This window comes from Methylomonas montana (assembly GCF_030490285.1).
Lineage (GTDB): Bacteria > Pseudomonadota > Gammaproteobacteria > Methylococcales > Methylomonadaceae > Methylomonas > Methylomonas montana.
The window spans coordinates 3017594-3044344 of record NZ_CP129884.1; the positions used below are offsets into that span (position 1 = coordinate 3017594).

The 26751-nt window shown below is 50.2% G+C and carries 25 protein-coding genes and 1 tRNA gene; 9 read left to right on the forward strand and 17 right to left on the reverse strand.

All coding sequences use genetic code 11. From position 1 onward, the window contains the following. Positions 1–317: 317 nt before the first annotated feature. The gene (locus QZJ86_RS13855) at positions 318–938 is read left to right on the forward strand and encodes a hypothetical protein (protein WP_301671012.1); all 621 of its coding nucleotides are present in this window, start codon (positions 318–320) and stop codon (positions 936–938) included. Between the two features lie 26 nt (positions 939–964). Here the strand turns inward: QZJ86_RS13855 and QZJ86_RS13860 are convergent, their stop codons facing one another. From QZJ86_RS13860 to QZJ86_RS13870, 3 genes are all read right to left on the reverse strand, one after another. Then, positions 965–1438: a DUF2059 domain-containing protein gene (locus tag QZJ86_RS13860; protein ID WP_301671013.1), complete on the reverse strand. Its 474-nt coding sequence runs from the start codon at positions 1436–1438 to the stop codon at positions 965–967. Between the two features lie 295 nt (positions 1439–1733). Further along, positions 1734–2306 carry a hypothetical protein gene (locus QZJ86_RS13865; RefSeq protein ID WP_301671014.1) on the reverse strand — a complete coding sequence of 191 codons (573 nt, stop codon included), beginning with the start codon at positions 2304–2306 and terminating at the stop codon, positions 1734–1736. Positions 2307–2350: 44 nt separating this feature from the next. After that, positions 2351–2629 carry a hypothetical protein gene (locus QZJ86_RS13870; protein WP_301671015.1) on the reverse strand — a complete coding sequence of 93 codons (279 nt, stop codon included), beginning with the start codon at positions 2627–2629 and terminating at the stop codon, positions 2351–2353. A gap of 611 nt (positions 2630–3240) precedes the next feature. Between QZJ86_RS13870 and QZJ86_RS13875 the strand changes: the two genes are divergently transcribed. After that, a complete protein-coding gene (locus tag QZJ86_RS13875) occupies positions 3241–3723 on the forward strand; it encodes a hypothetical protein (protein ID WP_301671016.1) in 483 nt (160 codons plus the stop codon). A gap of 567 nt (positions 3724–4290) precedes the next feature. Further along, on the forward strand, positions 4291–5196 hold the full coding sequence (locus QZJ86_RS13880) for an OmpA family protein (protein ID WP_301671017.1): 906 nt from the start codon (positions 4291–4293) through the stop codon (positions 5194–5196). Between the two features lie 100 nt (positions 5197–5296). Here the strand turns inward: QZJ86_RS13880 and QZJ86_RS13885 are convergent, their stop codons facing one another. The 3 genes from QZJ86_RS13885 to QZJ86_RS13895 all read right to left on the reverse strand — a co-directional run bounded on the left by QZJ86_RS13885 (position 5297) and on the right by QZJ86_RS13895 (position 8264). Further along, positions 5297–7135, reverse strand: coding sequence for an Hsp70 family protein (locus QZJ86_RS13885; RefSeq protein WP_301671018.1), 1839 nt, complete (start codon positions 7133–7135; stop codon positions 5297–5299). Then, positions 7132–7776 (reverse strand): DUF2760 domain-containing protein, encoded by a 645-nt coding sequence (locus QZJ86_RS13890; RefSeq protein WP_301671019.1) that lies wholly within the window; start codon positions 7774–7776, stop codon positions 7132–7134. Before QZJ86_RS13890 ends, QZJ86_RS13885 begins: the two co-directional genes overlap by 4 nt. A 107-nt stretch (positions 7777–7883) precedes the next feature. Further along, a complete protein-coding gene (locus QZJ86_RS13895) occupies positions 7884–8264 on the reverse strand; it encodes a hypothetical protein (RefSeq protein ID WP_301671020.1) in 381 nt (126 codons plus the stop codon). Between the two features lie 317 nt (positions 8265–8581). Here QZJ86_RS13895 and QZJ86_RS13900 point away from each other — a divergent pair, with 317 nt between their 5' ends. Next, positions 8582–9529, forward strand: coding sequence for a histone deacetylase family protein (locus QZJ86_RS13900; protein WP_301671021.1), 948 nt, complete (start codon positions 8582–8584; stop codon positions 9527–9529). Positions 9530–9558: 29 nt separating this feature from the next. Here QZJ86_RS13900 and QZJ86_RS13905 read toward each other — a convergent pair whose 3' ends face one another. Beyond that, on the reverse strand, positions 9559–10050 hold the full coding sequence (locus QZJ86_RS13905) for a cytochrome P460 family protein (protein ID WP_301671022.1): 492 nt from the start codon (positions 10048–10050) through the stop codon (positions 9559–9561). Positions 10051–10294: 244 nt separating this feature from the next. Between QZJ86_RS13905 and QZJ86_RS13910 the strand changes: the two genes are divergently transcribed. Continuing rightward, the gene (locus QZJ86_RS13910) at positions 10295–12370 is read left to right on the forward strand and encodes a carbon starvation CstA family protein (protein WP_301671023.1); all 2076 of its coding nucleotides are present in this window, start codon (positions 10295–10297) and stop codon (positions 12368–12370) included. Between the two features lie 339 nt (positions 12371–12709). On the opposite strand, the gene QZJ86_RS13915 is transcribed toward QZJ86_RS13910, so the two are convergent. From QZJ86_RS13915 to QZJ86_RS13945, 7 genes are all read right to left on the reverse strand, one after another. Then, positions 12710–12787, reverse strand: a tRNA-Met gene (locus tag QZJ86_RS13915). Between the two features lie 52 nt (positions 12788–12839). After that, entirely contained in the window at positions 12840–13931 is a 1092-nt protein-coding gene (gene ychF, locus QZJ86_RS13920; protein WP_301671024.1) for a redox-regulated ATPase YchF, read from the reverse strand. Positions 13932–14081: 150 nt separating this feature from the next. Next, positions 14082–14843, reverse strand: a complete 762-nt coding sequence (locus tag QZJ86_RS13925) for a complement resistance protein TraT (RefSeq protein WP_301671025.1) — start codon at positions 14841–14843, stop codon at positions 14082–14084. Positions 14844–14886: 43 nt separating this feature from the next. Further along, positions 14887–15210 carry a hypothetical protein gene (locus QZJ86_RS13930; RefSeq protein ID WP_301671026.1) on the reverse strand — a complete coding sequence of 108 codons (324 nt, stop codon included), beginning with the start codon at positions 15208–15210 and terminating at the stop codon, positions 14887–14889. A 155-nt stretch (positions 15211–15365) separates the two neighbouring features. Continuing rightward, on the reverse strand, positions 15366–16556 hold the full coding sequence (locus tag QZJ86_RS13935; RefSeq protein WP_301671027.1) for a sensor domain-containing diguanylate cyclase: 1191 nt from the start codon (positions 16554–16556) through the stop codon (positions 15366–15368). After that, positions 16556–17425, reverse strand: a complete 870-nt coding sequence (locus tag QZJ86_RS13940) for an HDOD domain-containing protein (RefSeq protein WP_301671028.1) — start codon at positions 17423–17425, stop codon at positions 16556–16558. Before QZJ86_RS13940 ends, QZJ86_RS13935 begins: the two co-directional genes overlap by 1 nt. Beyond that, positions 17425–17856: a protein YgfX gene (locus QZJ86_RS13945; RefSeq protein ID WP_301671029.1), complete on the reverse strand. Its 432-nt coding sequence runs from the start codon at positions 17854–17856 to the stop codon at positions 17425–17427. Before QZJ86_RS13945 ends, QZJ86_RS13940 begins: the two co-directional genes overlap by 1 nt. 85 nt (positions 17857–17941) lie before the next feature. Here QZJ86_RS13945 and ygfZ point away from each other — a divergent pair, with 85 nt between their 5' ends. The 4 genes from ygfZ (at position 17942) to QZJ86_RS13965 (ending at position 22604) form a co-directional block, all read left to right on the forward strand. Continuing rightward, positions 17942–18901 carry a CAF17-like 4Fe-4S cluster assembly/insertion protein YgfZ gene (ygfZ, locus tag QZJ86_RS13950; RefSeq protein WP_301671030.1) on the forward strand — a complete coding sequence of 320 codons (960 nt, stop codon included), beginning with the start codon at positions 17942–17944 and terminating at the stop codon, positions 18899–18901. A 14-nt stretch (positions 18902–18915) separates the two neighbouring features. Next, a complete protein-coding gene (locus tag QZJ86_RS13955) occupies positions 18916–19758 on the forward strand; it encodes an HDOD domain-containing protein (RefSeq protein ID WP_301671031.1) in 843 nt (280 codons plus the stop codon). A gap of 18 nt (positions 19759–19776) precedes the next feature. Then, complete coding sequence (locus QZJ86_RS13960; protein WP_301671032.1) at positions 19777–20751, forward strand: COX15/CtaA family protein; 975 nt, start codon at positions 19777–19779, stop codon at positions 20749–20751. A 122-nt stretch (positions 20752–20873) separates the two neighbouring features. Continuing rightward, positions 20874–22604: a DEAD/DEAH box helicase gene (locus QZJ86_RS13965; RefSeq protein ID WP_301671033.1), complete on the forward strand. Its 1731-nt coding sequence runs from the start codon at positions 20874–20876 to the stop codon at positions 22602–22604. Between the two features lie 86 nt (positions 22605–22690). Here the strand turns inward: QZJ86_RS13965 and QZJ86_RS13970 are convergent, their stop codons facing one another. Genes QZJ86_RS13970 through nirB form a run of 3 tightly spaced genes read right to left on the reverse strand, consistent with a single transcriptional unit; the run spans position 22691 to position 26532 of the window. Continuing rightward, positions 22691–23608 carry a PhzF family phenazine biosynthesis protein gene (locus QZJ86_RS13970; RefSeq protein WP_301671034.1) on the reverse strand — a complete coding sequence of 306 codons (918 nt, stop codon included), beginning with the start codon at positions 23606–23608 and terminating at the stop codon, positions 22691–22693. A gap of 3 nt (positions 23609–23611) precedes the next feature. Beyond that, positions 23612–23992: a nitrite reductase small subunit NirD gene (gene nirD, locus QZJ86_RS13975; protein WP_301671035.1), complete on the reverse strand. Its 381-nt coding sequence runs from the start codon at positions 23990–23992 to the stop codon at positions 23612–23614. Then, a complete protein-coding gene (gene nirB, locus QZJ86_RS13980) occupies positions 23992–26532 on the reverse strand; it encodes a nitrite reductase large subunit NirB (protein ID WP_301671036.1) in 2541 nt (846 codons plus the stop codon). Before nirB ends, nirD begins: the two co-directional genes overlap by 1 nt. Positions 26533–26751 lie beyond the last annotated feature (219 nt).

Here is a 26751-nt window from a genome sequence, read left to right on the forward strand (position 1 = left end):
GGCGCATCCAGACATATGGCTATAGCTAGATAAGTTTTAATAAGAAGTCTGAATGTGGCTGCGCAGAAATTATTCGGCATATGAAATTAGTGGGTTGGCGTTATCGACCCACATCTGCCAGTCAACTTTGGATTTAAGACGCCCAAATCCTGTCATTCACGATGTTTGGCAAACAGCAATGAACAGGCAGTCAAAACATGAGACAGAACGTATTAAAATGTCTCATATTTGAGATTTTGATGCTACCAAACTAACAGACTTATAAATTTATTGTAAACTAAAGGTTAATTTTTGACTTTTTAATTTGGCTTATAACGATGCAAAACGATAAGAGCAATGGATGTTATTTTTGCAATGCAAAAAAAACTTCAATGGAGCATCTCCCGCCTAAATGTTTCTTTCCCAAAGGAAAAAGAAATAATCTAATTACTGTTCCATCATGTGATGAGCATAACTCGAGCAAATCAATGAATGACGAATATATTAAAACCTTATTTGCTAACGCATCTGAAAAAATTGAAAATGATTCTAGTTTGATTTCATTACTTGAGTCATCGCATCGAGCAATGTTTGAAAGAAAATCTCGTTTTAGACATGCTATTTTAAATCAAGCAAAGATATGTATTGAACCATCTGGAAAAGAAGTTGTTTATGCTAAAGTTTGTATAAAAAGAATACATGAATTTTTCAATTGTCTGTCTCGTGGCCTATTTTTTCATCAGCATAAAAAAAGATTCGAAGGGAAAACAAAAATCCACATACACTTTTTAGAAAAAGATACAGACCAAAATATACTAAATTTATTTAACCAACCAGATATTTCTGGGGATAATAGAGATATTTTTTATTATATATGCACACCTCAATTTGGTGATTACAGATATTTTATAAGTATGTGCTTTTTAAACCAATTTAAAGTTTCTGTTGGTTTTTTGTAATATTACCATTGAATTTAAGGTGTATATTACTTGGCCAAAAATTTCCATTTACTTTCTTTCCAGCCATACTTTGCTTTGTCTGATTCCCATTTTTGACTTGCGCGCCCATGTATATCTCCCATAATTGAAGCCGCCACACCACAGGCTGTTTTATCATCATAATCCTTTCGAGCTGAAGCAATCATGCCACTAACAATTTCATTTGCCTGTTTTGATAACTCAGGTTTTATGCTAATTAGTGAGGTCTTTATCTCATCTCTATACTCTGGTTGGATTACTGGAATAACTTCACTTACAAGCACTTCATCAACAGATGGAAAGGATTTTGGCATTGTATATCCACAATTAGAATATTTAAAAACCCTAATATACTCAAATATACCGAGATATGATCCTGCGCTACGCGCTAGTAAAAGTTGTGCGGAGCTGTCTTCACTAAAAGCCGTGGAACCAAACACAAAAGAGCAGAATAAAACCAAACATAATGTTATTTTTTTCATACCTATTCCTATATTAGGATAGAATTACTTGATACCTTATTGATTTATTATGAATAAATTCTTATTTCATTAACTAATCTTATAAAGACATGAATTAGGTTTGATTTTTATATGATCAATCCAACTCATTAATTGTTCGCTAATACTTTCTATTTTGTATTTGATTTCTGTAAGTAATAAAGAAAAAACGAGGCCAATACTGTAATTGAACCAGATAAAGTTTGAGCGATGGTGCTAAACGTGTACAGTATAGAGTTTTCCATTGTGTCACCTTTTGAAGTAGCTTATAACCATTTTAACGCGCTTCGCAAAGCTCTAATGTGAACTTTTCAAGTTCCTTCGCAACATCAATAAAATAATCTTCTGATGCACCTTTGCCAAATATTCCATCTGCAACAATAATTGCCGCATACCCTGTAGATCCAAACGGGCCGCGTGTATGATTTAGAATTTCGTCAATCAAATTTGTAACTTTAGAGTTATATAGAGCTTCAAATGCTGCCAAACCGTTTAGGTTAGTTGATTCATTTATCGGAATATGTCTAGGAAAAAAATCAAGCATACCTTTCAGCTCTTCATTATCGTTCGTTATATCCTTAACCCTAATTGATAATGATTTTGTAAGTTCTTTTGCTTCTTGAACTAAATTGTCAATTAGTGGCAATAAATGTGGTCTTAATTCTGGCTTATTATTTCCTAATTCATTAAAACTAGCAATTCCAGTGATACAAAGATAAACGGATGCTTTCATTTTTTGAGCATCACTTGGATTTGATATATTATATATTCTAAAAAGCTTTTTTTGTGTATTGACTAAAACTGATGAAATGCTTTTTTTTCCACCAAACAAATTATTTAAAAATCCCATATCTTCTCCTAAAGGCTAACGAGAACACGCGCTCCCGCGTTGATTCATTGTTCTTTTTGGTCGTCTAAAATCGTTTTTAGCGCGGATTGTGCATGTTCATCTAAATCATAAAATTTAAATGCTTCCCACTTATAACCACCAATAAACATTATTAGTTTATTGAGACTATTATCTTTATCATCGCCTTCGCCTATTACATTTTTTGCAATTTTATAATATTCGAGTTTATCAGGTTCTGAAAAAATTTTACTGCACTTATCTTGATTTTTAAGATAGAAATCAGCCCCTTTTTTTGAGGCATCTTCACGATTTAGCTTTGTCATAGTTTTACCACGTGGCTATTTAATTGACCATGACATTGTAATCGAAAGCGGCTTATCCTAAATACTATTCTCACAAAGGGTAAGTTTTGACATGCTTTCTAAAGCCCTCAGAATCAAGGGTTTGCAAGTTTCAAAAGTTTGTCTCAAAAATGCCGCATAAAAAGAAACCTTTTTATTTTAGCAGCTTCCAGCAATATTAGTTCGTTGCCCAACCTCGCACTACTTTATTCGCCACCATAAAGGCGCCACTCGTGACCGGCAGGAGTTGGCCGAACTCGAACGTTTGAACTGGATAGCCACTATACAAACCAAGCGGCCATTAGACATTGCGATCAAATATAAACCGGCTAAAAATATTAACCGTGCTTAGCATTCGGGTTCCGATAGGTTTGAATCCCTGCCATTTTTCCACTAAACTCAGCCGGCAACCCAAAGGCGACTCATTTTAGCCGTTTACGCGCAATACCTTGCTTGCCGGTTGCCGAAAGCGGCAGTTTAAGTGTGCAGCGACTGCCACCCCACTACTATCCCCTTAAAATACAGGCATTCAACCCGTTCTATGCTTGCATCGGCATGAATCCCGGTATTAATATTTTTGACAAGGAGCAATTATGAACAACGATTTAGTCAAGGGCGAACTCTCCGCCGACCAGCAGAACGCCGTGTTGGGTTTGATTGGTCAAATTCAGAGCCTGTTGCCGTTTTTGATCGATTTAAATGCCGACGAGCGCCGGGCCTTGCCCAAGCTGGGCGACAAGAGCCGGGCGTTTGTAGACCAGGGCTTGGTGTTGGCCGTGCAAAATCCCGGCATATTGCCGCGCAGTTTCGATCTGGACGAATACCAGCGCGACGTGACTTTAGTCCGGCAGTTGGAGCCGCTGGTATTGGCCCTCGCGCAGTTACAAGGCCGACTGGAGGATACGTTTTTGGCGGCGGGCAGCGATGCTTACAGCCAGACCTTGCTGGTTTATCAAGCGGCGAAACTGGCCGGCAAAAATGGCGCCCTGGAACAACACCTGGACGGTTTAAGCCGCCGCTTCGCCAGAAAATCGACCAGCTCGACCACCCAGGCCACGACGCCAACCGCTCACTAAGCCAGTACCGCAAATTGACTTATTTTCTTGGCTGTTGCACAAATTTTCTGCAACGGCCAAGCTTTTTTCTCGACCATTGGACAAAATAACTCCAACGTTTTAGCTCGGAGCCCGAATGATGCAGCTCCGAAGAAGAACGATCGAGAAAAAAGCTCGAACGTTCCGATTCAGAACTCAATCGATTGAGAAAATTTCTCGGCCGATTGAGCTCTGAGCTCGATCATTCAAGAAAATTTCTCGGTCGTTGCGGTTCCGAGCTTGATTGATGGAGAAAATAACTCGAACGCTGATGATTTGATCCGTAAATAAGGGAGTTTTTACTTGGGCCATCCCCCTTCTCGCTGCATTCCCGGTATATCCGACCGGACAACGGTACCGTTTTTATTCATGGACCTCTAAAAAAATATATCCGTTCATGCTTCGACAGGCTGACAAGGTATTATTGCTAAATCGTGCCGCTTTAAGCCAAGATTAAGCAAGCTTAGTTTTAATTCGTGCGCACTTGTAGAGATTGTCATATCGGCGGACAATTCACGGGTTTTTAGGCACTCACATTGGGAAATAACTATGACAAAAAAAATACTTATATCGGGCATCATCGCGGCATTAACCACTGCTTGCGCTACCAATCCCTACACCGGCCAATCCGGCATCAGCAACCTCGGCAAGGGCGCCGGCGTTGGCGCGGCAGTGGGCGCGGGTGCCGGCACCCTGTTCGGCGGTAACGACTGGAAAAATGCCGGCCTGGGCGCTTTAGCCGGGGCTGCGGTGGGCGCAGGTGTCGGTTATTACATGGACAAACAACAAGAAGAGATGCAGCAATCGTTGCAAGGTACCGGCATCGAGGTTCAGCGTACCGCCGAAAACCAGTTGACTTTGAACATGCCCAGCACCAGCAATGTCACCTTCGCGTTCGGTAAAGCGGACTTAACACCGGAGGCTCAAAATGCCCTCGATCCGATAGCCAGAATCCTGAACAACTATCCCGAATCGACTATTTCGGTCACCGGCCACACCGACGATGTCGGTTCCGACGCTGACAACCAACGCTTATCGGAGGCCCGCGCGACCAGCGTTGCCAATTTTTTAAGCCAACGCGGTGTGAACCGTATGCGTATATCGCAGCAAGGCATGGGCGAAAGCTCGCCAAAGGTTTCAAACACCAGTGACTCCAACCGCGCGATCAATCGCCGGGTAGAACTGGCTATTAACGCCAATCAAAATGCCGGTGCCGCACAGCAACCGCAGCAAGGTTACCCGCAACAACCAAACCAACCGTATCAACAGGGCGGTTATCCGCAACAGAGTTATCCTCAGCAAAACCAGCCTTATCAGCAACAAGGGTATCCACAGCAAAACTACCCTCAACAACAGTACCCGCAACAACAAGGATATCCACAGCAAGGCTATCCTCAACAGTACCAGCAATACCCGCAGCAGCAATACCAGCAGCCTTACTATCAACAACGATAAGGCCATCCATCAAGTTACCCTCTCCTTTCCGGAGAGGGTTAACCATAAACAGAGCAATCGTCCAAAGCTTGAGCCATTCGGTTCAAGCTCGATTCAAACTCTATCCTGCCTCGCCTGCCCTGACATCAAACTCGATTTTCCAGCGCTGTTGATCGCGTTTGGAAACGGCTTTTAGTTCCAAAGTCCCCACTTCGGTCACCGCCGCCGACAAATGCACCGGCACGATGTCGCCGGCATGGCGGCCCTCTTCCGGCAAGGTAATCTCGATTTCGTCCAGTTCTTCAAGTTCGTCGTCTTGCCAATGTTCCAGGCGTACGCCCACCACATCGTCGCGGCGGGTTTTCGAGGCAAAGAAACGAAACCGCACCGGTTCGCCAATCACCAAGCCGAATTCGTCGTTGGGCAATTCCTGTTCGCTGCCCTCCTCCATGCCAAACGGGGCGATGCACAAGGCTTCGATTTCCGCGGGCAATCCGGGTACTGCAGGCATGGAACTCTCGATGCCGACATAATAGGCTGCCGCCGTGCCACCCTTGATGCGTACGCCTTTGCCTTTACGCACAAAACCGTAGTACGCCGCCCCACGAGCCACCGCCAAATCCAGATCGGCGCCTTGCAATAATCTGGCCGGCTCGGCCTGTTCGGCTTGCAACCAGTTATTTAATATCTGCATCAAACGCTCGGCCATCAAGCCTGCTTTTAGCACCCCGCCATTGAATAGCACGGCGGTCGGATGCAGGAAACTGGCGTGTTCCGGCAAAACGTGATCGGGTAGTTCGCCAGTAGCCTCTTTTTGCCTGGACAAAAATGCGGCCAGATGGCGGGTAATCCCGGCATCCTGCGCGTAAGGTAAACCGGCGGTACGCAAACCGCTACGCGGCCTGACCACCGGTCTTTCGTCAATTGGTACCCAAGGCAAAAAGCCTTCGACCAAAATGCGGTTCAGCTCATCGCGGGTCAGCTCGGTACGCAAAGTGCCGCCGATTAGGGACGAACCGCGACTCGCTACGACCAAAGGCATGCTGCCTAATTCCGGTTGATTGAACAGTTTTTCTTTCGCTTCTCGGCAGGCATGGGTTAAAGCCTGCAATTGCCAGGATTCCAGGCGCTTACCGCCATCCTGTTCCAGCTTGGCTTTCACGGTATAGGCTAAGGCTAAATCCATATTGTCGCCGCCCAGCAAGATATGATCGCCAACCGCCACCCGCGTCAGTTGCAGATTGCCGTCCTGTTCGGTGACTGCAATTAACGACAAGTCGGTGGTGCCACCACCGATGTCGGCCACCAAAATCACGTCGCCGATTTGCACGTGATTGCGCCAGTCGCCTTCGCTGTTTTCGATCCAGCTATACAAGGCAGCCTGCGGCTCTTCCAATAACACCGCCTGCCCCAAGCCCACCGCTCGCGCCGCTTCGACAGTCAGTTCGCGGGCGGCCGGGTCGAACGAGGCCGGCACGGTGATGGTGACATCCTGATCTTGTAAATTGTGTTCCGGGAACCGGTGATTCCAGGCATCGCGCAGATGTTGCAGATAGGCTTTGGTAGCGGCAAACGGCGAAATCCGCTCCACATCTTCCGGCGCTTCCACAGGCAAAATCGCTTGTTTGCAATCGACGCCGGCATGACACAACCAGCTCTTGGCGCTGGACACCAGCCGGATAGGGGTTTTGCTGCCCAGATTGCGGGCGATTTCACCGACCAGATACTCCGGTTTAGCAGTCCACGGCAAGGCAGTCGCGCCTTCGGCAATCTCGGCCGGGTGGGCCAAATAGGTGAAGGACGGCAGTTGCGCCTTGTCTTCTATGCTGCCGGGGCCAGTGAGTTGCGGGATTGCCAACACATCCAGAACCACTTGATCGTCGCCAGCCTCCAAATCGACATAAGACAAAACGCAATGCGTCGTCCCTAAGTCGATACCGACCGAATAACGCGCCGTCATAATTCCACCTCGGCCGGTGCGACGATTTTGGCGTTATGGCCTTCGGTCAATTTCGGCAAGCGCAGTTCGGTGACTTGCCAGCCTTTGTGCACCAAGGTACCGGTAAACGGCGCTTCGCCGACGATATTGCCGGTCAAACGGAATGACGCGGCATCGAAGCCTTTATTCAAGGTCACCCGGTTGCCTTCCGGATCGTTGCTGACCGGCGCCAGTGTGAAGTGCTCGCTGACCGCCTTGCTGCAACCTTGATGCACCACCCGCGCCGCCGCGCCGATTTCGGCGTCGGAGAAGGCGCTGACATCTTCCTTGATAAAGTCGATAAAACGGGCTTCTTTTTGCAGCAAACTCAATAATTGCAAAGCCGCATCCGGAGTGGTTTCCTTCAAGACCACCGGTTCCGGCGTCGGAGCTTGGACAATTTTTTCCACTTCGACGATCTTCTCGACGATTTTGATTTCCGGTTGCGGCGCAACGGCAACTACAGCCGGCGCGGCGGATTTACAACGGCGCATGCCCAGCAGTACCGAGACTAAAACCACAATCAGGATCAAAGCCAACAGCGCGGCGGTACCGGCTAAACACACATGCCACAAATCGAAGGTGGTCGGGCGCAAGGATAAATCGATGGTGTAGGTATTCATGAAAGACTAAATGATGAATTAAAAAGAGGTATCGCGGCGCCCGTTAACACTATGGCCGTTCGACTGGCACGACCGCGTGACAATGGCAGAGGCGCATCCTGATAGGTTTAGGGCATGCCGGCCTTCTTGGCCGCTTCGACATACATCAATTCTTGCAGCAAATTGCGCGTCACTTGAATCCGCATTTTCTTCAAATGCCGGTCGGCGATCACGCCCGGTACTTCGGCATCGGTATACACTTTGCGTATTTCGGCCAGCGTCGGTTCGCACAGTCTGATGATGGCATCGGTGGCATTGCGGCTTTCCATCTTGGCATATTCAGGCTTTTGCATGGTATCGACCACGCATTTTTTATAGGTAAACTGAGCCTGCTGAATTTTCTGAATCGTCTCGTCCTTCAGCGTCGTTTCATTCCACTCTTCCTTGGCTTCTTCCGCGCCAACCAGGCCGGCGACCAACATTAATGCAACAAACAAGGGGTATTTCATGGGTTTTTCTCCAAAGCGAGCATGATTTTGAAAACGGATTTTACGCGATGCGAGCTGAAATGGACAATGTAGGGAAAAGCGCATCCAAAATCCGTGCCCCGTAATCTACTGGGTGTCTGTAGACAGCGCCATTGCCTTACCGCGAATTCACTACATCAATTTTGAATAAAGTATCCTCATACCGCTGAAAAACGCTACGGATTAATTTGTATAAATAACTAATATTCATAGCTTTTTTGCCGTGGAGCGAGATACACTGCATCCAAGCAATCACTAGACCGTGATACCTCAGCGCAATGTCCGCCGGAGTCCAGCTTATGAATACGCTTTATTACAGTCACCCGGATTTTCTGATTCACGATACCGGCCTGGCGCACCCCGAATGCGCCGACAGACTTAGGGTGATAGATGAGGCGCTGGCAGAGCCGGAATTTGCGGCCCTGATCAGAATCGAACCCGCTATTCCGGCCGATATCGAAGACAAAATCGCGCTGGTGCATGGCAAGGCCATGATCGCCAAGGTGTTGACGACGATACCCCAGCAAGGCACCGCCCATTTCGATGCCGATACCGTGGTTTCGCCCGGTTCCAAGCAAGCGGCATTGCGAGCGGTAGCGGCGCTTTGCGATGCGGTGGATAAGATATTCGGAGGACAAGCCGATCGGGCCTTCTGTGCGGTGCGGCCACCGGGGCACCACGCCATGCCGGATTATCCGATGGGATTTTGTCTGTTCAACAATATCGCGATAGCCGCGGAATACGCTCGCCACCATTATGGCATGCAGCGGATCGCCATCGTCGATTTCGACGTTCATCACGGCAACGGTACTCAGGCGGCGTTTTACGAGCAAGCGCAAGTGTTATACGCCTCTAGCCATCAATGGCCGCATTATCCGGGCAGCGGCCATCCGTCGGAACACGGCGTCGGCAACATCATCAACGTGCCTTTGCCGCCCGGTAGCGACGGCGCGGTGTTTCGGGCCAAATATCGCGAGATTATCTTGCCTGCCGTGAAAAAATTCGCTCCGCAACTGATCTTGATCTCGGCCGGTTTCGATGCTCATAAAGACGACCCCTTGGCTTCTTTACAACTGGAAGAAGACGATTACCGCTGGATTACCGATGAATTGATCGCGATCGCCGATGCCTGCTGCCAGGGCCGGATTATTTCGGCTTTGGAAGGCGGTTACAATCTGAGGGCCTTGGCGGCCAGTGTTGCGGCGCATGTTACTGGTCTACTGGGCGCGGCGAAGAGAGGCGAATGAACTCGCCTCTCGAGTTAGGGGTATCGCGTTTATTGTAGATTAGGCAGGGTATAGACGTAGTCGCTATCCTTCATCGGCAAATGGCAAGCGAAACACGGCGCGGATTTTTCCTGATCCAGCATTTTCAAGGTCTTGCCTTCCCAAATACCGAAACCCCAGCCGCCGGTTTCAGCGTATTTCTTGGTGTCTTTCACCATCGCTTCGGCGGCGATGAATTCGCCGGGAACGGTGGCTTGTTCCCAATTGGGATGCTTCCTTTCGCCCCATTTGATCTTGGCGATGATGCTACCATCCGGCCAGGGTTTGACTTTGCCGGCCCGAGCCGCGGCGATAGCCACATGGTTGCCGACGATAGCGCGCATACTGTTTTTGTCGTGACGCAAGGATACGCCCAGCACACGCCAATCGCGGTATTCGCCATGTTCCGGTTTCGCGGCCGGCGCGGTTTCGGCGAATGCCGCATCGACCGTCAGTAATGCGGTCGCCGCCAATAACAAGCCGCTGAAAGTATTTTTATTCATCTTCATCCTCCGTAATCAACCATCAAAAAAGTCTACTCATGCGCTGCGGATTTTAACGACTAACGCGATAAGCCACCAATACTATCGACCGCAATCATCCTTAACCGTGAGCCAATAGCCGATAAACACCGCTCAACCGGCCTGATTCGGCGTTAAACCCGTCTACGCCAATCGTTGCCGGCGTGCTACCATTTTGCGAATTTTATCGCGCAATACACCGCACTACTTTCGAAAGGAATTCGCCATGCCTGGCAACAACAAACAATTACCGTCCATTATATTTTGGACCGGCGTCGCACTGACCGGCGCCTTTGCCGTCGGCGGCATCGCCTTGCAACGCGGCGAAAGCATCAACAGCATGTGGCTGATCGTCGCGGCGATTTGCATCTACGCGCTGGGATATCGCTTCTATAGCGCCTTTGTCGCCACTAAAGTCTTGGTGCTGGATCCCAGCCGCGCCACGCCGGCCGAACGCTTTGATGACGGCCGCGATTTCATGCCGACCCACAAATGGGTAGTGTTCGGCCATCATTTTGCGGCAATCGCCGGACCGGGCCCATTGATCGGCCCGACCCTGGCCGCGCAATTCGGCTATTTGCCAGGCACTTTGTGGATTTTGATCGGCGCAGTATTGGGCGGCTGCGTGCAGGATTTCGTTACGCTGTTTTTCTCGATCCGCCGCGACGGCCGCTCTTTGGGACAAATGGCCAAGGACGAGCTGGGGGCAATCGGCGGCAGCGCGGCGATGATAGGCGTGATGATGATCATGGTAATTTTGATCGCGGTACTGGGCCTGGTGGTGGTCAACGCGATGAAACACAGCCCCTGGGCGACCTCCACCGTGGCCGCGACGATACCGATAGCGGTGCTGATGGGCTGTTATCTACACCACTTGCGGCCGGGCCGGGTGTTGGAAGCGACTTTGATCGGCGTCTCCTTGCTGATTTTCGCGGTAGTAGGCGGTGGCTGGATCGACGATAACGCTGCCATTCGCGTCTGGTTCGATTACGACGCACCACAACTGGCACTGATGGTGATTCTGTATGGCTTCGCGGCAGCGGTATTGCCAGTCTGGCTATTGCTGGCGCCGCGCGATTACTTGTCCACCTTCATGAAACTCGGCACCATTGCCGCGCTGGCGGTCGCCATCGTGGTGCTGCGCCCGGAACTGAAAATGCCCGCCCTGACCCAGTTTATCGACGGCAGCGGACCGATCTTCGGCGGCAAACTGTTTCCGTTCGTGTTCATCACCATCGCTTGTGGCGCGATTTCCGGCTTTCATGCGCTAATTTCCTCCGGCACTACGCCCAAGTTGCTGGCTAACGAGCAGGACGCCCGCTTCATCGGCTACGGCGCGATGATGATGGAATCCTTCGTCGCCATCATGGCGATGATCGCCGCATCGGTGTTAGAGCCTGGTGTGTATTTTGCGATCAACAGCCCGGCCGGCATCGTCGGCAAGGAAGCGGTCGATGCGGTCGCCAAGATCAGTAGCTGGGGTTTTCCGGTCGGTGTAGAACAAATGCAAACCCTGGCCAAAACCATGGGCGAGTCGACGCTGTTCGCCCGCACCGGCGGCGCGCCGTCGCTGGCGGTAGGTATGGCCAGCCTGTTCGCACAAGTGTTTGGCGAGCATCTGCTGGCTGCCTGGTATCACTTCGCGATCATGTTCGAAGCGCTGTTTATTTTGACCACTTTGGATGCCGGCACCCGCGTCGCCCGTTTCATGCTGCAAGACATGCTGGGTAATATCGGTCTCGCCAAAACCAACAGTTATCCCAGCATCCTGCTGACCAGTGGTTTGGTGGTGGGCGCCTGGGGCTATTTCCTGTACATGGGCACCATTGATCCGTTGGGCGGCATCAACAGTTTGTGGCCCTTATTCGGCATCGCCAACCAAATGCTTGCCGCGATTGCTTTATGCGTCGCCACCACGATATTGGTGAAAACCGATAAGCTCAAATACGTTTGGGTCACCGCACTACCTTTAGTGTGGCTGATTATCGTGACCAGTTGCGCCGCCTGGGAGAAACTGTTCGCCGAAGATTTGCGAGTAGGTTTTCTGGCACATGCCGCCGATTTATCCACCAAACTGAATAATGGCACGCTGCCGGCCGAGCAAATCAAAGCCGCTCCACATTTGATTTTTAATGACTATTTGAATGCCGGCTTGACCAGTTTGTTCATGCTGATCACCTGGCTATTGCTGGCGGATACCTTACGGGTGATCTATTGCATCCTCGCCGGCAAAAACTACCCGCAATCCAGCGAGTCACAGCATATGCCCAGCCGTTTGGTCGAGGAATGGGTAAGGGATTAACGGGATTTAAAAAGCCATTCCGTCGCGTTGACGGAATGAACTGCCATGATTTATGAGCATTTTCAACAAAAAGAATCTGCAGCAGCGTTTAAGTCGTTCTTCGCATGTTGTAGCCAACGCTTATCGACAATCCAGTTCTTATAATCCTACCGCCATAAGTTGGCGTTTTAGAATTATTCCTCATCCTGCACCGCCACCGTCCCAATCCGCTTGAGCGGCAATTCGGCTTTTAAGTCGTCGTGACTTCAAGAATTTAACTAAATGTTTAGGGCATAAAAAAACCCAAGTCTTTGTAATTAACGGACTTAGGCTTTCTTTGGGTACTGTTAAAGCTATAAATGGTGGCGATACCGGGGATCGAACCTGGAACCTCGGGGTTATGAATCCCGCGCTCTAACCGGATTGAGCTATATCGCCACTGGGAACAGCTTTGAAAAGACGCGCATTATAGGTGGCGCCTTTTCGATTGTCAAACATTGAAGCGGAAATGCATGACATCGCCATCCTGGACTTTGTATTCTTTACCTTCAAGCCGCCATTTGCCGGCGTCTTTCGCACCTTGCTCGCCTTTGTAAGTCACAAAATCTTGATAAGACATGACTTCCGCTCGGATAAAGCCCTTTTCGAAATCGGAATGTATCACGCCGGCCGCTTGTGGTGCGGTCGCATTGACCGGAATCGTCCAAGCTCTTACTTCTTTGACACCGGCGGTAAAATATGTGGATAGATTCAGCAACTCATAACCGGCACGTACGACTCTATTCAAGCCGGGCTCGTCAAGGCCCAGGTCTTCGAGAAATTCTTTCTTTTCGTCCTCGTCCAATTGAACGATCTCAGCTTCTATCGCAGCACAGACCGCAACCACTTTTGAGCCTTCTTTTTCGGCAAAAGCCTTGACTTTGTCCAGCATCGGATTGTTCTCAAAACCGTCGTCTTGAACATTGGCAACATATAGTGTCGGCTTGATGGTGATCAGACACAACTCTTTGATAAGTTTGGCTTCGTCTTCGGTCAACCCTAAAGTCCGCACGGCTTCGCCGGCGTTAAGATGCTCCAGGACGCGCTCCAAGACTTCTTTCCTAGCCAACTCGTCTTTGTTACCCGACTTTGACGCTTTCGCGGCTTTTTGCAGCGCTCTTTCGACGGATGCCATATCCGCCAGCGCCAATTCGGTATTGATGACTTCAATATCGTTAATCGGATCGACTTTGCCAGCGACATGAATCACGTTGTCGTCTTCAAAACAGCGCACTACATGCACAATGGCATCGGTTTCGCGAATATTCCCCAGAAATTGGTTACCCAAGCCCTCGCCTTTGGACGCCCCCGCTACCAGACCGGCAATATCGACAAACTCGATCGTGGTGGGCAATACACGTTCCGGTTTGACAATTTCCGCGAGTTTATCCATGCGCGGATCGGGAACCGGCACGACGCCGACGTTGGGATCTATGGTGCAGAACGGATAATTTTCGGCGGCGATAGTCGCTTTAGTCAGTGCATTAAATAGAGTCGATTTACCGACGTTGGGCAGCCCAACGATTCCGCAATAAAGTGCCATAGCAATATTTTTTTTGAATTTAAGAGGAGGATTACCGGCAGATACCGGGATTGAAGCGAGGCGCGATTATACAGCGAATTTGGAAATTGAAAACTAACTCAGCCCTCCCCGCCGCTCGTGACGCAGCCGGGAGAGCTTGGATGGGATCCGTTAGAACAAGCCGGAAATAGATCTTACCAAACCGGAAGTCAAACTTGGCGCGGCCGCCTCATATTCCAGATTAGCTTGATTGGCGGTGCTGACGATGCGAGTACGATATTTTTTTCTATCGCTGACTTCCGATGAAGTTTGACGACGCGAACCGCCGATACCTTGTTTGGCATCTTGCTGACTATCCTGTCTGACCACCACGCCGCTTTTGGCTTTTTCGGCAATTTCGATGTCCGTGACGACCATATAAGTAACATCTTTTACCGCCGCATCGGCAATTGTTTCGAGGGCGCCACCCACCGCAACACCGGCCAAACCACCGATACCCGCGCCGGACCAGCCTCCCAAGCCGCCGCCAATAGCCGCACCAGCAGTTGCTCCGGCCAGTGCACCGCCGTAACCGGAATGTAAAGCCGACTCAGCCGCCGTCGGGCTGGCTTTATCGACGCTCAACACATTGGCGCGCAACCAGTAATGCGAGGCTTCCGGGTCGTTCGAGATGATGAAACCTTTCGATTGCAGAGCTTGTTTGACCGGCAACAGTACATCAAAATTGGCTTTATCCGAGGTATTGCGCACGTCTAAATAAATAGTCCGCTGTTCCGGGCCGACCGGATCGAGAAATATCGTGTCGCTCATTTTGGTTTGCACATCCAGATCCTTTTTAGCAATCGAAGTATGTACAGCGGCGCAACCGCCCAACACTGCAGTCATAGCAACAACACCGGCAATATTGACCCATCTAGCTCTATCTATAGCCATTTATATCTCCAAAAAAATTATCCAAAACAATGAAAACACCTACTCAATAGGGCCAATAATAGCCGTAATAATGATGGTAATAACTGCAATCCCGGTAATCGTTCCAGGAATAGCGCCTTAAATCGCCACAGGTATAACCTTTACGCCAATATTTGCTAGGTTCCGATTTCGGCGGCGTGCCTCTTTTTGTCGCCTCTTCGATATAACTGTTCAGCTTTGCTTCGTCTTCCACGCTGAACGGCTTGGCCATTACCTGATCGTTGAGCATTTTTTGCATGTCGCTAGCTTGATCAGCCATTACACCGGCACTATTCGCCGCTATCAGACCCAATAATAGGTATTGCCATAATTTCTTTTTCTTTTTCATTTTCTACTCCGTCAATCCCAGTTTTGCAGAAAACCCCTTAGTCATTTACCCTCGAAAAATATTGCCCAATTCCATGCCTTTTGTTCAACTCTCCCGATTGTAAAATCGATAGCCATCCCGAACAACTAGTTTGGCGATACAACGCCAAGTGTCGTTCAGCCTTCCTCGCCAAACACCACCAACCGATCTCGGCCGCTAGCTTTTGCCTGGTACAAGGCCGTATCCGCCCAATTAATCATCTGATCGATATCTGGCGTTTGTTGGGCAGGATAAGTATCGGCATTGAGACAATATAAGCCGATACTCAGCGTGACCTTAACCACTTCGTTATCGACTTGCCACTGTAGATTTTTTATTTCCTGCCGAATGCGTTCGGCGAATGTTTTGCCGTTATCACAGCGAGTGTTAGTAAAAATCACTACAAATTCTTCACCACCAAATCTGACCAAAATATCGGTAGCACGCACCTGTCTTCTCAAGGCATCAGCCACGCCAGTCAATACTTGATCGCCAAACAGGTGTCCAAAGCGATCGTTAACGAATTTGAAATGATCGATATCTAAAACCAACAGACAAAAGCTGCTCTTGTAACGTTTATGATGAGCAATTGCGACTTCAACCTGATCGTAAAAAAAACGCCGGTTATGCAAACCCGTCAATTGGTCATGCATGGACATACTAGCGAAATGATCTTTTAACTGCTTGGTTTCCACGACCAAAGATTCCAATTCGGCTGTCCGAGAAGCAATTTGCTGCTCCATTTGCTGGACTAATCGTCGCGTGGTGATCAACTGCCCCAGGATATTTTTATATACTTCCAACAAACGTATATGCCAATCGTTGAAATAATTCGCTTGGGGATGAGAGACATTTAAAACACCGATCAAGGCCCGATTTAAGGTAAAAACCGGAACGCTGATAATAGAACCAGGCAATTGTCTGGAATTCAGTTTTTTTTCAAAGCGTGGATCCTCATGACAGTTTTGGCAATATTGCAAATCGCCGCTAGCCGCTGCCGCACCGATTAAGCCTTCGCCTATTTTGAACTGTAACGGCTGTTCCAGACTTGTGGGTGATTCAGGCACATTTTCAGCTATGCTGATACCGGTGACATTGGTCAATAAACCTTCGTCATCGACGATGAAAAAAGAACACCTTTCCATGTCTTGATACTGAAGAAGGCTAGCCAGAGCCTGCCTGATCAAGTTGCGTTCGTCGTCAACCTGATAATCCAACTCCGACAACTGCTTTACCGCGGAAAGCGCATTGACCAAACCGATCAGTAAATCTTGCACGCCTAAACCACCGAATGGCGGCTGCTGGCTGTCTTTGATTTCTTGGATCATCAATTTCTCATAATAGATGCCAGGTTTTGAATAGCCTCTTTATTCTCGCTCAATTGCTCGACTAGCTCGTTCAACCTTGCCATCGGCAAATCAAGTTGTCGGCAAACGTGCTCAAACTCTAGCGTATCAATCGCTTTACCTGCAACCAAAACGGCGCTCAGACGCCGGCAAATCCGCAACAGCATTAACAACGGCTGCTCCGGACCGCTAAACTGGTCGTCGTCATAATGCTGCAAAACGGTTTGATACAACAACGGCAATTGCCATTTATTCAGTAGTAAGTAACCTAGCTGAAAATGACTTTGCCCGAGCCGACGTACAATTTCCTCGCTAACGGTTAACTGATTTTTTTTAGATGCCAAAAAAATATCGTTCAGATCATCCGGCATCAAATAAGCCAATACCATAATCCCGATATCCAATAGTAAACCACTAGCGTAAACCGCCGACGGTGCCGATGCCCGCAGTTGCCCGGCATCGGCGGCTAATTTTTGCGCCGCGACCGCAGTCAGCAGCGAACGCATCCAGAAATGTTCGCTATCGAATTCCTGACATTTACGAGTATCGAATTGAATATTGAAAATAATCGCCATCGACAACGCTTTCACCAAATCCAAGCCTAGAACCTGAAAAATAGCTGTACGCACGTCACCAACGTCTTTGCCGCGCGCAAAATACGCCGAATTGGCCAATCCGAGCAGTCTGGCGACCAATCCCGGCGATAGCGACAACACTGCGGCCAATTTATCGATGGAGACGTCTGGCGTGTTAATAGCCTCCAAAATCCTTAAGCTGGCCTCGGGCAATACCGGCAAGTTTTTCAGCGTACCGACTTGTATTTGAATCTTTTGCTTTGCTTTTGCGTCCATTAACCCTGACCACAACCCGAAATTTTTAAACAAACCAAAAGTCTACGATAGTCATTTGGAGACATGGCGTCTTTAAAGATCACTAAGTTTCCTATGCATTTCTCATCCCTGGTCCAATGTAAAACGATTAGCGTCCTGCTTATCACAGTCGATGGCCTAATACGAATCGGCAGATATTCACCGCCCATGCCACACAGACACCAATCTTGCTGTGCAGTATAACGCAGAAAAATAGGACAAGTTTTAGCGGATGCGCCGTTCAACAGCCAACTAAAACACACCAGCGCCAATAGCATTAATTTATAGCTTATCGCCATTGCTGCCAGCCAACAGGACAAGGCTGCCAGGAGATGAATGGCAATCACGGTGAAAGTCAGTAACCGTGAAGACTGAATCGTAAAATGTAAACTCTGATCAAGATTTCTGGACACAATCGAATCGTCTTTTTTGAGCTAAGGTAAACTACCGCCAACCATTTTGTTCATCATTACTCTTTAAGAAAGAACCGCAACCAGTATGATTGAAGTCGTCCCCTCCCTTTTTGATACCAACCACTCTAGTTCTAGCCATCTGCTTCAGAACAAGATTTTCACTGCCACTGGCCTGACAGTCATTGAAGTCAGCGGCCAAGACGCTCCAAAATTCCTGCAAGGCCAGCTGACTTGCAATGTCAACGACTTATCGGAATCTCAAGCAAGCATAGCCGCATTCTGCAATGCCAAAGGCCGCGTGATCAGCACGCTGGTGGTGGTCAAAATCCAACAATCGTTCCTGTTGATTTTGCCCATCTCCCTACTCGACACGGTCATAAAAAAGCTCGGCATGTATGTGCTGCGCGCTCAAGTGAAATTGCACGACCAAACCGATAAATGCCAGCTATTAGGCTTGCAAGCGCTGCCGAATCAAGTCAATGAATTTGATTGGCCAACCGCCGATTTCGCGGTCGGCCATCACCCGGCCATGCTGGTTAAATTGCCTTCGACACCACGTTACTTGTTGGTCGCCGACCCCACGCAAGCCCAAGAACTGATAGCACATCTGCGCGAGCGGCAAGGTTTCGAAACCGGCGATCTCGACGAATGGCGTTACCAAGACATAAGTTCCGCGCTGCCCTGGTTCGATATGGACCAAACGGAACAACATATCCCGCAGATGTTGAATCTGGACCAGCTAGGCGGCATCAGTTTCAACAAGGGTTGCTATACTGGCCAGGAAATCGTTGCCCGCAGCCATTATCTGGGTAAAGTCAAACGGGCACTGTTCGTTGCGGAATGCCACCAACCCGGCACATTCGATCATGGCTGCGCGGTGTTGGACAGCAACAACCTGCAAAATCTCGGATGCGTACTGGCAGCCAGAACTTGGGCGGGGGTTACCCGGCTACTGCTAGTCCTGCAAATAGTTGATGGTCAGCCAAAAAACCTTATACTTGACGACGACCATCGCACCCCCTTGGCGATTATTTCGGATTATTAACGGAAATCCAATCCATGCAATTCAGATCTGTTCAAGACTTTCTGGTCCACGTGCAAGCGGAGCTGGACGCCAATCGTTTAGTGCTGCCCACCTTGCCGGACGTGGCTATCAGAGTACGCGATGCTGTTGGTAAAGGCGATGCCACTGCACAAAGTCTGGCGGAGATAATTGCGACCGATGCCGCCATCTCAGCACGTTTGATACAAGTTGCCAATAGCCCGTTGTATCGCGGCGCCGTCGAAATCAAAAACATTCAAATGGCGGTCACTCGACTTGGCAACAATACCATCCGCACCCTGATCACCAGCCTGATCATGCAGCAAATGTTCGCACCGCCCACCGCGCTGTTGGAAAGTTATTTCCGTAGCGTCTGGGAACAAGGCGTCAACGTGTCCGCGATCAGCCGAGCCCTGAGTGCATTCGTTCCGCACTTGAATGCCGAGGAAGCCATGTTGGCCGGCCTGATACACCAAATCGGTAAACTGCCGATACTGACTTTGGTCGAAAAAATCCCGGAATTTAGGGATAGTCCGTCCAGGCTGGATAAATTACTGGAAAAAGCCCACCCCCATGTCGGCAAAATCATTATGAACACCTGGAATTTTCCGAATGAACTCAAGCCGGTGCCTTCCGAATATGTGGATTTTCAACGCGACTCCGGACCTAAGGCCGATTATGTAGACTTAGTGCAAGTTGCCTTTCTGCAAAGCATAGCCGGCACCGGCCATCCGGCATGCCGAGTCGATTGGCACACCGTGCCGGCCTTTGCTAAATTAGGCTTGAATGCTGATGCCGAAATTCTGGAAATCGAAGGCGTATCGGACGATATTGAACTCACCCACTCCATGTTTCTGTAAGCAATAAACCAAACAACCATGATAGATACCCAGGCCGCCGCCCGCTTTCGCCGCTTAGGCACGCTCACTATTTTTGCCGTGTATTTCGTGATTTTAGTCGGCGGCATCGTGCGCGCCTCAGGGGCCGGCATGGGTTGTCCGGATTGGCCAACCTGCTTCGGTCAATGGGTGCCGCCCACCGACGAATCGCAGTTACCCGCCAATTACCACGAAATCTACGCGGCGCGCGGTTACGAAAGTACGACCTTCAATCCGGTCAAAACCTGGACCGAATACACCAACCGCCTGGTCGGCGTGACGATCGGTTTCCTGATTTTCCTAACCGCCTGGTCGTCGCGGATTTATTTGAAAGCCGACAAAACCATCTTTTATCTGGCCGTATCGGTGTTTTTTCTGGTCGGTTTTCAAGGTTGGCTCGGCTCGGCCGTGGTAGCCAGCAATTTAAAACCCTTGATGATCACGTTGCACATGTTGCTGGCTTTATTCATCGTCGCATTATTGATCTATGCCATCGCCCGCTCCCAAAAGCCCTTGCTGCAAACCATCGACAGCCATTGGCTAATACCGCGTTTCAACTTGGTGTTAAAGATTGCGATGGCGATGACCTTATTGCAAATAGCGATGGGCACCCAGGTCCGGGAAACGGTCGATTACATCGCTCATCAACACAGCTACATCGATAGACAATACTGGCGCGACAGTTTTCCGATTATTTTCTACGTGCACCGCTCGTTTTCATCGATCATTCTGTTCACCAACCTTTGGCTGGCCTGGAAGATCTATCAACAAGCTGCGAAAACCAGCCCATTATTGCGCATGGCTTATATATTGATGGGATTGATTACCACCGCCATTCTGGCGGGCGTCAGCCTCGACCGACTTGGCTTTCCGGCCATTGCCCAACCGGTGCATTTATTGATGGCCAATCTGATATTCGGCGCGCAATTTTTCATCTATATTTGCCTGAAGTATTCGGCAAACCGGACCGAATAGACAAGCCAGGATTTTTACTGTAATTATCAATAAGTTAAACAGGATTAGCTCGAATTGCGATACAATGTCGAGCATTGCTTGCCAACGGCCGGCTACTCTCTTTTTTTCTACAGGTATTATTAATGTCCGACACCCCCTCCTCCGCCACGCCTTCCTTTAAAGATTTATCGCTTTCAGACCCCATTCTCAAAGCCCTGGAAAGTGTCGGTTACGAAACCCCTTCGCCGATTCAGGCACAGATTATCCCTTTCGTGATGGCCGGCCGCGACGTGCTGGGCCAGGCACAAACCGGCACTGGCAAAACCGCCGCTTTCGCGTTGCCGATTTTGTCGCGTATCGACCTTAAACAAAAAGACCCGCAAGCTTTGGTGCTAGCCCCGACTCGCGAATTGGCGATTCAGGTAGCCGAGGCATTTCAAAGCTATGCCGCGCATATCAAAGGCTTTCATGTATTGCCGATTTACGGCGGCCAAGACTACACCAGCCAGCTGCGTCAATTGAATCGCGGCGCCCACGTCATCGTCGGCACCCCTGGCCGGGTCATGGACCACATGCGTCGCGGCACGCTGAAACTCGATCAACTGAAAACCCTGGTCTTGGACGAAGCCGACGAAATGTTGCGGATGGGTTTCATCGACGATGTCGAGTGGATTCTGGAACAAACCCCGTCGACCCGGCAAACCGCATTGTTCTCGGCGACCATGCCGACCGAGATCCGCAAAATCGCTCAGAAATATCTGAACAACCCGGAACAAGTCACCATCAAGGTCAAAACCGCCACGGCGGCCAATATCCGCCAACGTTACTGGTTCGTCAGCGGCGTGCACAAAATGGATGCCTTGACCCGGATTTTGGAAGCGGAAAACTTCGACGGCATGATTATTTTCGTCCGCACCAAAACCGCTACCATCGAAGTCGCCGAAAAACTGGAAGCGCGCGGCTTTTCCGCCTCGGCGATCAATGGCGATATGTCGCAAGCCTTGCGGGAACGGGCCATCGATAACCTGAAAAGCGGCAAACTGGACATCCTGATCGCCACCGACGTCGCCGCGCGCGGCCTGGACGTGGACCGCATCACCCACGTCGTCAACTACGATATTCCTTACGACACCGAATCTTACGTGCATCGTATCGGCCGTACCGGTCGCGCCGGTCGCACCGGCGATGCGATTTTGTTTGTCTCGCCACGCGAAAAACGCCTGCTGGCCAATATCGAACAAGCCACCAAACAAAAAGTCGAGGAAATGCAACTACCTTCGACCGAGTTCATCAACAACGCCCGCATCAACCGCTTCAAACAACGCATTACCGACACCCTGGCCGGCGAGGAACTCAGCTTTTACAACCAGCTGATCAACCAATTCCAGGTCGAGCACAACGTACCGGCTTTAGACATTGCCGCCGCACTGGCGAAACTGTTGCAGGGCGATACACCGCTGCTGTTGAAGGAACCCAGCAAAAAACCGCGTAAAGATGCAGACGATAACAAAGGCCGCCCAGACCGTGATCGCGGTCCACGACGTGAAAAGGGCCGCGTCGGCGCGGTGGAAATGGAGACATTTCGTATCGAAGTCGGCCATAGTGACGGCGTCAAACCCGGCAATATCGTCGGCGCCATCGCCAACGAGACCGGTATCGACGGCGACCACATCGCCCGCATCAAGATCGAGGAACACTACAGCACCGTGGAACTGCCGGCCGGCATGCCCAAAGATTTATTTCAAGCACTGAAGAAAGTCAGAGTAGCCGGCAAAACGTTGGATATTTCCAAATTCGACGCCAACCTGGTCAAGAAAGATAAAAGCAAAAAACGCGTCGGTTCGCCGTCGAAACGCGGTAAAAACAAGGAATAATCTGGTCGCGAAGCTTGAAGTCCCTGCTTTGTGCTGATCAAAGCGGGGCCTGGCTTGCTTAAGGCCTCGCTGTTAGAACCGTTCCGTTAATCAGGCAAATTAACGCTACCTTCCGCAAACAACACCGCCTGACCACCGACCCTGATCGTCAAATTCTCCAAGCCCTTATTATCCATTTCCAGCTGAATCAAGCTACGACGGCTGAATTGGTCTCCACGCTCCACCGCAAACACATGGGTGCCTTTTCGGGTTTGCTCGAACGAACACAAATAGCAGCAAAATGCCGGCATCGCGCTGCCGACCGGCGGATCATCGTGAATACCAATATTAGGCCCAAGCAAGCGCACGTTAAAGTCGGCTTCCGGACCGGACGACTTGGGCGCGAACAGCAAAATTTCCTGCGCGGCAGTCTGCGGCGCGGCCGATTGCGACCATGCGGCATAATTGAAGCGGGCCTTGCGCACCGACTCGTAATTCCATACCGGCACCGCCAGATAAGGGAAACCGCAAGAAACCAGGCGCGGCGAGTATTTTTTATGATCCAGATCGGCCAAGTTCAAGCCAAGGAAACGACAAAGTTCGTCGTCGCTGGGGGCAAACCGATCGATAATCGAACTGACGCTACGACTAAATTGCACCAGACTAGGCTGACCATCCCGGCTGGAAATATTGACTTCGATAGCGCCGACATTTTGTTCGAAGACCAACTTAGTGAGTGGGTCGGTTAGCGCTATATCGCCGGAGATCGCCAATACATAGGCGGCGGCGATAATCGGGTGGCCGGCGAAATTGATTTCGCCCAATGGCGAAAAAATCCGCATCCGCCGCCGACCGTCCTCTTGAAGTTTATGGAAAATAAACACCGTCTCCGACAGGTTCAATTCCTTGGCAAGCACAGCCATTTTCTCGGCATTCAAACCGTCGGCTTTCGGAAACACCGCAATCTGAGCACCGTTGAAAACCCGGTCGGTAAATACATCGGCGATGTAATATTGGTATTTCACGCGTTACCCCACTTCACATGCCGTCAGGGACGGCGATTTGCGTTCGACAGACATCGGCGTTGTCAACACGGCCACCTTGCCGTGTTCGAGCCGTACCGGATAGACTGGCACACACACATTGGCATCTTCGAAACAAACCCCGGTCCGCAGATGAAAATGCTGCTTGTACATCGGCGACGCCACCATCGGTTCGCCGCCGATATCGCCTATCATGCCCCTGGACAAGACATTGGCTCCGCTAAACGGATCGAAATTGCCTATAGCATATACCGACTGCCGGCGCGGCTGGTAAAAAATAGCCACTTGCTTCCCCTGCACCAAGGCGCACACCCCGGAATCGGCTTGCAAGTCGTCGACATGACACACCTCTATCCACGCACACATTATGCCGCCTCCTCTATCAGTTTGAAATGCCTACGCTCTTGCGCATTGGCCGGCCGAACCTGGCCGCGCTCCTCGACGAACACCACATTGTCGTCGGCTTGATCGCTGTTCACGAAATGCCGGAAGCGTTTCAGGCGCTGTTCATCGGCCAGCGTGGTTTTCCATTCGCATTGATAGGTGTCGATGACATGCTGCATCTGCTGCTCCAGCTGCTCGCCTATGCCCAGCCGATCTTCAATCACCACGCTTTTTAAATAATCCAAGCCACCTTCCATGTTTTCCATCCAGACCGAGGTACGCTGCAAACGGTTCGCGGTACGGATGTAAAAAATCAACACTCTGTCGATGTATTTGATCAGGGTTGCCTTGTCCAGATTGGTCGCGAACAGATCGGCATGACGCGGCTTCATGCCGCCGTTGCCGCACACATACAAGTTCCAGCCGTTTTCGGTAGCGATCACGCCGATGTCCTTGCCTTGAGCCTCTGCGCATTCTCGGGTGCAGCCGGACACCGCAAACTTGATCTTATGCGGCGCCCGCAAACCTTTATAGCGATTCTCCAACTCAATCGCCAAACCGACGCTATCGTCGACGCCGAACCGGCACCAGGTGCTGCCGACGCAGGATTTGACGGTGCGCAACGATTTGCCGTAAGCATGGCCGGATTCGAAACCGGCGTCGATCAGCTCTTGCCAAATCAGCGGCAATTGTTCGACGCGAGCGCCGAAAAGATCCACGCGTTGGCCTCCGGTGATTTTGGTGTAGAGCTGGTATTTCTTGCCTACTTGTCCCAGCGCAATCAACATATCCGGAGTAATTTCGCCGCCGGTGACGCGCGGCACCACCGAATAGGTGCCGTCTTTTTGCATATTGGCCAGGAAGATGTCGTTGGTATCCTGCAAACCAATATGCTCTTTTTCCAAGATGTAATCGTTCCAGTACGAGGCCAGGATCGAGCCGACCGCCTGTTTGCAGACTTCGCAGCCAAGGCCCTTGCCGTGTTTATCCAGCAATTCGTCAAAAGTTTTGATTTCTTCCACCATCACCAAGTGATACAAATCCTGGCGGGTATGCGGAAAATGCTCGCAAATATCGGTACTGACTTCCACACCAAGCTTGGTCAGCTCGCAATCCAATACCGACTTCAACAAAGCCGAGCAACCGCCGCAGCCGGTGCCGGCTTTGGTCTCGGCTTTCAAGCCGCCTATCGTGGTACAACCGGCTTCGATCGCACCGCACACCTGGCCCTTGCTGACATCGTGACAGGAACAGATTTGCGCCGAGGCCGGCAACGCGTCCGGACCCAAACCGACAGATTCGTCGTGGCGTTGCGGCAAAATCAAGGCGTCGGGGTTTTCCGGCAGTTCGATGCCGTTTAAACAGTATTGCAGCAAGGTGCCATAACCTGCGGCCTCGCCGACCAATACCGCGCCCAACAGACGCTTCCGGTCTTCGCTGACGACTAGACGTTTGTAAATTTCGCTGGAGCCGTTTTGATAGGTATAGACCAGCGCGCCTTGGGTACGGGCATGCGCATCGCCGATGCTGGCCACATCGACCCCCATCAGTTTTAACTTGGTACTCATGTCCGCGCCGGTAAAATTGCCCACTTCGCCAGCCAAATCGGCCACTACGGTTCGCGCCATCGCATAACCGGGCGCTACCAAACCGAAAATCTGGCCGTTCCACAATGCGCATTCGCCAATCGCATAAATATCGGCATCGGAGGTACGGCACTGATTGTCGATGACGATACCGCCGCGCGGCCCGACGTCCAAACCGCAGCCGCGGGCAATATCGTCACGCGGCCTGATGCCGGCGGAGAACAACACAATGTCGGTTTCCAAGGTTTCGCCATCGGCGAAATTCATCTTATGCAGACATTCGCTGCCGTCATCGATCAAGCTGGTGTTTTTGTTTAAATGTACTTTGACGCCGAGCGCTTCAATCTTGCGTTTCAACATCGCCCCGCCGCCATCGTCGAGTTGCACCGCCATCAAGCGCGGCGCGAATTCGACCACATGGGTATCCAGCCCTAAATCCTTCAAAGCTTTGGCGGCTTCCAAGCCCAGCAAGCCGCCGCCGATCACCACGCCAACTTTGGATTTAGCCGCCGCGGCGGTCATCGCCTCCAAATCTTCGATGGTGCGGTACACCAGACATTGCGGCCTTTCATGGCCCGGTACCGGTGGCACGAAAGGATAGGAGCCCGTCGCCAATACCAATTTGTCGTAATCGACCACTACGCCGTTGGTGGAGGTGACTTGTTTACGTTCCCGGTCGATACTCGCCGCCCTATCACCTAAATGAATTTCTATGCCGTGCTCTTCGAAAAAACCGTCGGCCACCAGCGACAAATCGGCGGCGGTTTTGCCGGAAAAATATTCGGATAAATGTACCCTATCGTAAGCCGCTCTGGGCTCTTCGCAAAAAGTAACTATCCGGTAGCGATCTTTCGCGCTGCTGCTGACCAATCCAGCCAGAAAATTCTGGCCGACCATACCGTTTCCGATAACAACCAGGGTTTGCTTTATATTCATCAGTGGGCCTCTGTTTACTTCGATTTATCCAAACGCGCTACCCGGCCAAACAGGCGGTAGCGCGGTTAAATGAGCTACCGTCTCGTCGTCACCCCTTTTTCAAACCCAAAAAAAAAGGCATCCTGATCGAATGATTAACTCATTCAAGCAGGACGCCTTTGTCCAGGTTTAATACGGGGGTAAGTCTAACGACGAGACTTGATAAATCTATAACAAAAT

Coding starts and splice junctions, on each gene's coding strand:
- QZJ86_RS13855 (WP_301671012.1), top strand. CDS start 318: ATGCAAAACGATAAGAGCAATGGATGTTATTTTTGCAATGCAAAAAAA.
- QZJ86_RS13860 (WP_301671013.1), bottom strand. CDS start 1,438: ATGAAAAAAATAACATTATGTTTGGTTTTATTCTGCTCTTTTGTGTTT.
- QZJ86_RS13865 (WP_301671014.1), bottom strand. CDS start 2,306: ATGGGATTTTTAAATAATTTGTTTGGTGGAAAAAAAAGCATTTCATCA.
- QZJ86_RS13870 (WP_301671015.1), bottom strand. CDS start 2,629: ATGACAAAGCTAAATCGTGAAGATGCCTCAAAAAAAGGGGCTGATTTC.
- QZJ86_RS13875 (WP_301671016.1), top strand. CDS start 3,241: ATGAACAACGATTTAGTCAAGGGCGAACTCTCCGCCGACCAGCAGAAC.
- QZJ86_RS13880 (WP_301671017.1), top strand. CDS start 4,291: ATGACAAAAAAAATACTTATATCGGGCATCATCGCGGCATTAACCACT.
- QZJ86_RS13885 (WP_301671018.1), bottom strand. CDS start 7,135: ATGACGGCGCGTTATTCGGTCGGTATCGACTTAGGGACGACGCATTGC.
- QZJ86_RS13890 (WP_301671019.1), bottom strand. CDS start 7,776: ATGAATACCTACACCATCGATTTATCCTTGCGCCCGACCACCTTCGAT.
- QZJ86_RS13895 (WP_301671020.1), bottom strand. CDS start 8,264: ATGAAATACCCCTTGTTTGTTGCATTAATGTTGGTCGCCGGCCTGGTT.
- QZJ86_RS13900 (WP_301671021.1), top strand. CDS start 8,582: ATGAATACGCTTTATTACAGTCACCCGGATTTTCTGATTCACGATACC.
- QZJ86_RS13905 (WP_301671022.1), bottom strand. CDS start 10,050: ATGAATAAAAATACTTTCAGCGGCTTGTTATTGGCGGCGACCGCATTA.
- QZJ86_RS13910 (WP_301671023.1), top strand. CDS start 10,295: ATGCCTGGCAACAACAAACAATTACCGTCCATTATATTTTGGACCGGC.
- ychF (WP_301671024.1), bottom strand. CDS start 13,931: ATGGCACTTTATTGCGGAATCGTTGGGCTGCCCAACGTCGGTAAATCG.
- QZJ86_RS13925 (WP_301671025.1), bottom strand. CDS start 14,843: ATGGCTATAGATAGAGCTAGATGGGTCAATATTGCCGGTGTTGTTGCT.
- QZJ86_RS13930 (WP_301671026.1), bottom strand. CDS start 15,210: ATGAAAAAGAAAAAGAAATTATGGCAATACCTATTATTGGGTCTGATA.
- QZJ86_RS13935 (WP_301671027.1), bottom strand. CDS start 16,556: ATGATCCAAGAAATCAAAGACAGCCAGCAGCCGCCATTCGGTGGTTTA.
- QZJ86_RS13940 (WP_301671028.1), bottom strand. CDS start 17,425: ATGGACGCAAAAGCAAAGCAAAAGATTCAAATACAAGTCGGTACGCTG.
- ygfZ (WP_301671030.1), top strand. CDS start 17,942: ATGATTGAAGTCGTCCCCTCCCTTTTTGATACCAACCACTCTAGTTCT.
- QZJ86_RS13955 (WP_301671031.1), top strand. CDS start 18,916: ATGCAATTCAGATCTGTTCAAGACTTTCTGGTCCACGTGCAAGCGGAG.
- QZJ86_RS13960 (WP_301671032.1), top strand. CDS start 19,777: ATGATAGATACCCAGGCCGCCGCCCGCTTTCGCCGCTTAGGCACGCTC.
- QZJ86_RS13965 (WP_301671033.1), top strand. CDS start 20,874: ATGTCCGACACCCCCTCCTCCGCCACGCCTTCCTTTAAAGATTTATCG.
- nirD (WP_301671035.1), bottom strand. CDS start 23,992: ATGTGTGCGTGGATAGAGGTGTGTCATGTCGACGACTTGCAAGCCGAT.
- nirB (WP_301671036.1), bottom strand. CDS start 26,532: ATGAATATAAAGCAAACCCTGGTTGTTATCGGAAACGGTATGGTCGGC.